The organism is Psychroflexus maritimus (genome assembly GCF_011089875.1).
GTDB classification, from domain to species: Bacteria; Bacteroidota; Bacteroidia; order Flavobacteriales; family Flavobacteriaceae; genus Psychroflexus; species Psychroflexus maritimus.
Window position 1 is genome coordinate 1 of record NZ_JAANAS010000063.1, and the last position, 6,756, is coordinate 6,756.

9 protein-coding genes are annotated in these 6,756 nt (G+C 32.6%); all 9 read left to right on the plus strand.

Annotation, left to right across the window (positions count from 1 at the left end):
* Window positions 1–195 (plus strand): T9SS type B sorting domain-containing protein (locus G7034_RS09000; RefSeq protein WP_166400641.1); only part of this gene is annotated, 195 nt, incomplete at its 5' end.
* Window positions 196–217: 22 nt separating this feature from the next.
* Entirely contained in the window at window positions 218–1,234 is a 1,017-nt protein-coding gene (locus G7034_RS09005; protein WP_166400642.1) for a PorP/SprF family type IX secretion system membrane protein, read from the plus strand.
* Window positions 1,235–1,681: 447 nt separating this feature from the next.
* The gene (locus G7034_RS09010) at window positions 1,682–2,377 is read left to right on the plus strand and encodes a hypothetical protein (protein ID WP_166400643.1); all 696 of its coding nucleotides are present in this window, start codon (window positions 1,682–1,684) and stop codon (window positions 2,375–2,377) included.
* An 8-nt stretch (window positions 2,378–2,385) separates the two neighbouring features.
* Window positions 2,386–2,922 (plus strand): hypothetical protein, encoded by a 537-nt coding sequence (locus G7034_RS09015; protein ID WP_166400644.1) that lies wholly within the window; start codon window positions 2,386–2,388, stop codon window positions 2,920–2,922.
* A 125-nt stretch (window positions 2,923–3,047) separates the two neighbouring features.
* Window positions 3,048–3,338, plus strand: coding sequence for a JAB-like toxin 1 domain-containing protein (locus G7034_RS09020; protein WP_166400645.1), 291 nt, complete (start codon window positions 3,048–3,050; stop codon window positions 3,336–3,338).
* Between the two features lie 180 nt (window positions 3,339–3,518).
* Window positions 3,519–3,860: a hypothetical protein gene (locus G7034_RS09025; RefSeq protein ID WP_166400646.1), complete on the plus strand. Its 342-nt coding sequence runs from the start codon at window positions 3,519–3,521 to the stop codon at window positions 3,858–3,860.
* A 353-nt stretch (window positions 3,861–4,213) separates the two neighbouring features.
* Window positions 4,214–4,915, plus strand: a complete 702-nt coding sequence (locus tag G7034_RS09030; RefSeq protein ID WP_166400647.1) for a hypothetical protein — start codon at window positions 4,214–4,216, stop codon at window positions 4,913–4,915.
* Between the two features lie 111 nt (window positions 4,916–5,026).
* A complete protein-coding gene (locus G7034_RS09035; protein WP_166400648.1) occupies window positions 5,027–5,428 on the plus strand; it encodes a hypothetical protein in 402 nt (133 codons plus the stop codon).
* A 109-nt stretch (window positions 5,429–5,537) separates the two neighbouring features.
* Window positions 5,538–6,756, plus strand: a 1,219-nt coding sequence (locus G7034_RS09040; RefSeq protein WP_166399667.1) for an IS256 family transposase, incomplete at its 3' end; no start/stop codon positions are given.

Genomic DNA, 6,756 nt, shown 5'->3' on the forward strand with positions numbered 1-6,756 from the left:
AGTAATGCAAAAATTTATATATTTGACCGGTACGGAAAATTGCTCAAGCAATTAAGTCCAAGTAGTGAAGGATGGGATGGAACTTATAACGGCAAGCCAATGCCTAGCAACGATTATTGGTTTAAAGTAGAATACACCGAACCAAGAACAGGCAATAAGAATACGTTTAAGTCGAATTTCACATTAAAGCGATAAATGAATAGAAGGTAATAAGTCTATGAATATAAAAAAATATCTAGTCCTAGCTTTTGCTGTATTTACGGCATATACCATTGATGCTCAGGAAAGAGGAGTTCCCGTTTATCAAGATTATTTAACCGATAACTTGTATTTACTTCACCCTTCAATGGCGGGTGCGAGTAACCGAAATAAAGCTCGATTAACCGCGAGACAACAGTGGTTTGACGTAGATAATGCGCCAAGTCTGCAAACCTTAAGTGTAAACGGAAGGTTGAATGACAACGTTGGTTTGGGCGGTATTGTGTTTAATGACAACAATGGAAATTACTCCCAACAAGGAGCCTATCTTTCCTTTGCTTACCATATTATGTTTTCCAGAAGTACAGCCGACTTGAATATGCTTTCTTTTGGAACCAATGTGGGTATTGTGCAAAGTGGGCTTGATGAAGGGCCTCTTTTAAGTGCAAATTTCCCAGATCCAATCATATCAGGTGTGAATCAATCGGAAATAAACTTTAATGCTGACTTTGGTATTTCATATTTCTTTTTAGACTTTTTTGCTCATGCAACGGTAAAAAACTTAGTTGCCCAAGAAAATAAAATTTTCAATGATCAATTTGGAGTAACCGATCAGCGGCAATATTTATTCAATGCAGGTTATACTTTTAGTGAATTTGGTTCAAGATTTTCTTATGAACCTTCGGTAATGTATCATAGAAGAGAATTTACCAACGAAAATTTGTTTGATGTTAATGCTAAAGTATATTACGAATTAGATAATGGAAGAATTTGGGGAGGACTTTCTTACCGAAGAAGTTTAGACGGAGCTGAATTCTTAGGCTCTAATGGCTCGGTTAGAAGTCAGAAACTATCCACTATCACGCCTTTTGTAGGCTTCAATTTTGGTGAGTTTTTAATTGCTTATACATATACCAACCAAGCCTTCCAAGAATTAACCATGAGCAACTCAGGATTTCACCAAATTACTCTAGGGTGGGACTTTGGAGAAAGCAGAAAACGATTTAAATGTAATTGTCCAGCAGTTAATTTTTAACCAGCAATTTTTTATATAAAATCATAAAAGCACTTCTAAGAAGTGCTTTTTTGGTTTATAACTTAGAGAACGGGTTTTTATTAATCAAATTATATTACTAATATTGCAGGTAGGGCGGAGCGTAAAAAAAATCATCCTGCGGTCACTGAGCGGTGTCGAAGTGTGTATGGTTTTAGCGAACGAGCCAGTTTGTCGCGCTGGACTTATGAAAACAAATTTATATTACGCAGTATGACATACTTTAGTCAAATATACCTCAACTCCAACAACTCCCCTTTCCGTTTTAACGCAAAAGAGCTAGATTGCCTGTCCCGAGAAGCTGTGCGATTCGGGAAGGAGACAGGGAATTACTATTACGGAGCGAGGTATGGAGTTTACCCTGAGCATAGTCGAAGGGACCCGAAGTGGAGTATTCTTGCCCTGAGCCAGGTCGAAGGGTGGATATCTGTGGATCCGTTGGCGGAGAAGTATCCAAGTATCTCATCTTATGCGTATGTAGCTAATAATCCTCTGCGTTACATAGACCCTGATGGTATGAGAATTGACGATTCGTATATTTACGAAACAAATGATGACGAAACTTTTAAAAATCCTGAGTTAGTTGAGGCCTTTGAATTCTTTGCAGGGACCAAGGAAGGCAAAGAATTTTTATCTAAATATGCTGAAAAAGGACAAACTATAGGAGGAGTTACATTTGATCAAGATGGAGAGTTTCATGAACAAGGTATAAATTTAAATTTTGAAGGTTTGCCTGATAATGATAATGCAGATGGAAGAACAGGTATTAAAATAACAGGAGAAGGTTTAGATATTACTATTAAATTAGGTATTACTAATGTAGATGATTACATTGAACTTATTGGACATGAAGGTTTTTTACATGCAGATAAGTATAGTGTAGATTACTCGGATGATAAAGAAATCAACTTTTCAAAAGGTATAGATAAAGATATTGTCAAATATGTTGAATCATCAACAAATAGTAATAAAAGAAGAGAACGGTATAATCATCATTTTCAAGAAAGAAGAGACAAGGTATTAGAAAAAAAATCAGTACCAATATTACATAAATATTACGAAAAGTCTGGTGTTATTAAAACTTTAGAAGAATTAAAACATATGGTTAATAGTTTTCAAAATTAATTGGCGACATGAAAAATAAAAAATATTTTTTTAGCACCTTAACTATAATTGTACTACTTATTTCTTGTTGTAATACTTCTGAAAGTAATACTATTGAAGCATTTAATTTTAATCGTATTGAACTATTCAATTTAATCCATAACCGACAAGCTTCTTCAATTGAAATCGATTCTACAGGAAGAATTATAGAACTTATCAAGCATCCTGAACGGGAAAAAGTTTATCGTTACGACCTTACCAAAAAAGAACTCCATACTCTAAATACTTATCTCTATTTAATTGATGAAGTTGATGAATCGACTGAAATGGAGAACAGTAGTTGTGTAGATGGGGTTTCATATAACTTGACAATTAAATCAAATGATAAAACCTATGATTTAGAAAATACTATCTGTGATGAGAAAAACAAAGCCGATGAATTTGTGCTTTTTATTTTAAATATTTCAAAAAGCAAAAAAAAAGAAATATTATTTGAAAATTATCTAGGTCATCAAAAAATGATAAAGCAGGCCTACCGAATTTTAAATTTAGATGAAGTTAACTAAAACATAATAAAAAGAGACAACTTGATTATTAAATATTATAAATCAGAAGGCATCCTTAAAAGCAGAAAAAATATTAATACTAAGATTATTGAGTATAGTGATTAAATGTGAAAACACATTCAATTTTGATTATATTGCTAATCATTTTGGTGTTAGGATGTACTTCTAACACCAAAAAAAGCGAAAATCATTCAGAAACGAAAGCATTATTTGAGTGGATTGCGAGTAGAAATTCTGATGAATGGGCGTATATTAGAGGTAAGGAAAATCAGAAAGAATTTTCATTCATTGGTACTTTGCATGATGATGGCCAGGCACCTTCACCTTCACGAAGCAAGCTTATGTCTAGTTATGAAACTATAATAGACATTCATAGTCATTATGGAACTGCTTTATATGATTTTGAATATGTATGAGAATCTTTAGATGATGTTGCAAATCATTATGCTGAGAATAGTCCTATCAAGAATTTTTTACGTATTGACCCTGAATTTGGAGATACGTCAACTTGGCCTGGGGAGTTTAAATCTCAAAAATCAAATCGGGTAGATGATTGGGCTGAAAGCGATAACCTTTTATCAGAAATCACTTATGATATGGTAAATGATTTTGCATTGACATTTCAGGCATTAAATCCTTTTGATGAAAGAGTAACTACACTTCAGGGATATGGAGTTAATAATACAGAACAAACAGATGCTGGTGCAAAGACAATTTCATCATTTATGCCTGTGAGTCAATCATCAAATCAATTTTTAAGAGTTTTTAACGCATCGCAATTTTCTAAAAATTTTAAAGGCTCTTTTATGACAAAGACATCACATAAAATGAGAGGCTTTTATAACAGGACCTATAATAGAATAGCTCGAAACATTAATGAAGCTTCTTTATATAAGAATTTCGTTGAATTTAAAACATCTGTTTTAGAAAAAAAATAAAATCTATGATAGGTGTTTTATTGAGACATTACTTATTTTGCTTTTTAGGGGCATCTGTAAGATACTTACTTAACCGTTTTATAACTTTTAATAGAAAAAATAAAAAGAAACTTAAGTTTTCTGAAGTTTGGAATTATGAAAAAAATAAAGAGAACCAAATTTTAGATGCTGTAATAGGCTTCTTTGTTTTAGGTTTAATTTATTATTTTGTCTTTGGTCTTAGGTGGAGTTGAGTCATAACTCAATAGCAGTTCCTTATTTACAACGACTCACCAATGAAAATCAACCTCTTTTTTTTTAATTAAAAGCACTTACAGTTGAAAAAAACTGTAATTTTGAAATCAATGGGATGCTTGAAAATCACATATTTAGAAACCAATTGGAAAATGCAGGTGCTACACGTGCGCAAGGAGACGTCCTCGCGTGAGCAAAAAACTGTGCAGAGTTGGTTAAGTGTTGACCCAATGGCGGAGAAAATGCCAGAATGGTCATCCTATGCTTATACGTTTAATAATCCGGTGAATTTTACCGATCCTACTGGGATGATTGGGGAAAGTGTTGAAGATAGGTATAAATTATTGGAAGACGGCAGAATTGAATATTATGATGATAAAGGCGGTGAAACTGTAGATTATTTAATGGATAGTGAGGGAAATGAGATTAAAATTAATAACACCAGCTTACTTCGCCAATTAGAAAAAAAGCAAAACCATAATGGAACAGATGTTTTAATGGCTTCAACAGATAGTAATGGAAAGCGTGATATGGCAAACATTTTTGTTTTTATTGCAAATCGTAGTGATAATGAATGGCGTATGATTCAAACTAAATCAAATAAATACATTCTTGGTAGTAAATTCGATCCTGATTATTCACCTAGTTCAACTGCATTAGGTTTAACAGGAGATTTTGAAATTAAAAATTCTGTTCACTCTCATCCAAATATTTATATTAAGCCTGGAGATTCTAGGTTTTTATCTGAACAAAAATCTATGGGTATTTCTTATCAAAATATTCTACATTTGGTGATTGGGGTAATACGGTTAATGCAGTAGAAAAAAATAATATGAAATATCCTTTTAGAGAATATATCTATATGCCAGAATCTGGAAGGCTTTGGAATGCTGGATACAATGAACCAATTTATATAAGAAATTTAAATAACGATGGAAATAGATTATTTTTTGGTAGGTTTTAAAAAGTACTACTCTATAATATTATTATTAATATTTATCAACTGTAAAAATCGAAACGATAATAGAGCTGTAGATAATAATACTTCTATTGAAGTGACCGACGGAAGTCAATGTCAACCGATAGAAAACAGTAATTTAGATTATGAGTTAAAAAAATTTATTACTAAAAACCCATTATTGGATGCAAAAGGTAATACTTATATATTAACAATCTTAAAAGAGAATAATGATACACTTATAAATATCGAAAGGTCTTTTAAACCAGTACTTGTAGATTCAACTTTGGTTTCTTTAGGAGCCGTTTATTATAATGAAAAACCATTAATTATAGTAGATAAAAAAAACCTATCGGTTACTCACTTTATAATATAAATTGCCTTGATGCTAGCTTATATGAAGAATTAAAAAAGTCAAACATCGAGGGTGTAATTTGAACTCTGTCTAAAATTTATTAAATTAAACCTTTAAAATTTAGATAGAGATGAAAAAAGTAGAACAATCCGAATTAGAACAAAAAATATTAGACCAATTTTTGTCAGGCAAAAATTTATTTGGAGAAGACGGAGCTTTGGCTCCCTTATTAAAAAATGTTTTAGACAAGGCTTTACAAGCCGAGATGGAGAACCATTTGAATGAATCAGAGCGAAGCTCTGGCAACAAGCGCAACGGACTAAAAACTAAAACAGTAAAGAGTAGTTTGGGTAATTTTGAATTAGAAGTACCCCAAGATCGTAACAGTAACTTTGAACCTGAAATAGTGAAGAAACGTCAAACTGTTTTAGCTGATCAATTAGCCGATAAAATTATTGGTTTATATGGTTTAGGTATGAGTTACAGAGACATCTCTTCTCACATTAAAGAGATGTATGATACAGAGGTATCGCATAGTGTTTTAAGTCAGATTACCGATAGAATAATACCTGAGATTAAACGATGGCAAAATCGTCCTTTAGAATCGATGTACTGCATTGTTTGGTTAGATGCAATGCACTACAAAGTAAAAGTGGATGGACTCATAAAGAGCAAAGCTCTTTATAACGTGCTTGGAGTAAACAAAAATGGCTACAAAGAAGTTTTAGGTATTTATTTATCCGAGAGTGAAGGAGCTAACTTCTGGTTAAGTGTTTTAACAGATTTAAATAATCGTGGATTACAGGATATTTTAATTGCTTGTACAGACAACCTAAAAGGCTTTAGTGAAGCTATTTTAAGTGTATTTCCAAAGACTGAAATACAGAAACGTGTTATACATCAGATTAGAAATTCCCTAAAGTACATAGCCTCTAAAGACAAAAAAGACTTTATGAAAGACCTGAAAGAGGTCTATAGAGCAGATACCAAGGATTTAGCAGAAGAAGCTTTAAAAGCACTCGAAGAGAAGTGGGTACAGAAATACCCTTTAGTGATAGAAAGCTGGAAAAACAACTGGGAAGAACTCAGTACCTATTTTCAATATACTAAGCCAATACGTAAGCTTATTTACACGACAAACACCGTAGAGGGTTATCATCGCCAAGTAAGAAAAGTAACAAAAACAAAAGATGCATTCCCAACTGATATGGCTCTTCTAAAGATAGTTTACTTAGCTACAATGAATATACAAAAAAAGTGGAAAGCACCACTGCACAATTGGAGTTTGACGATTCAACAATTATATATTAAATTTGGCAACAGAATCCCATTGGATTTGGAACTTCGTT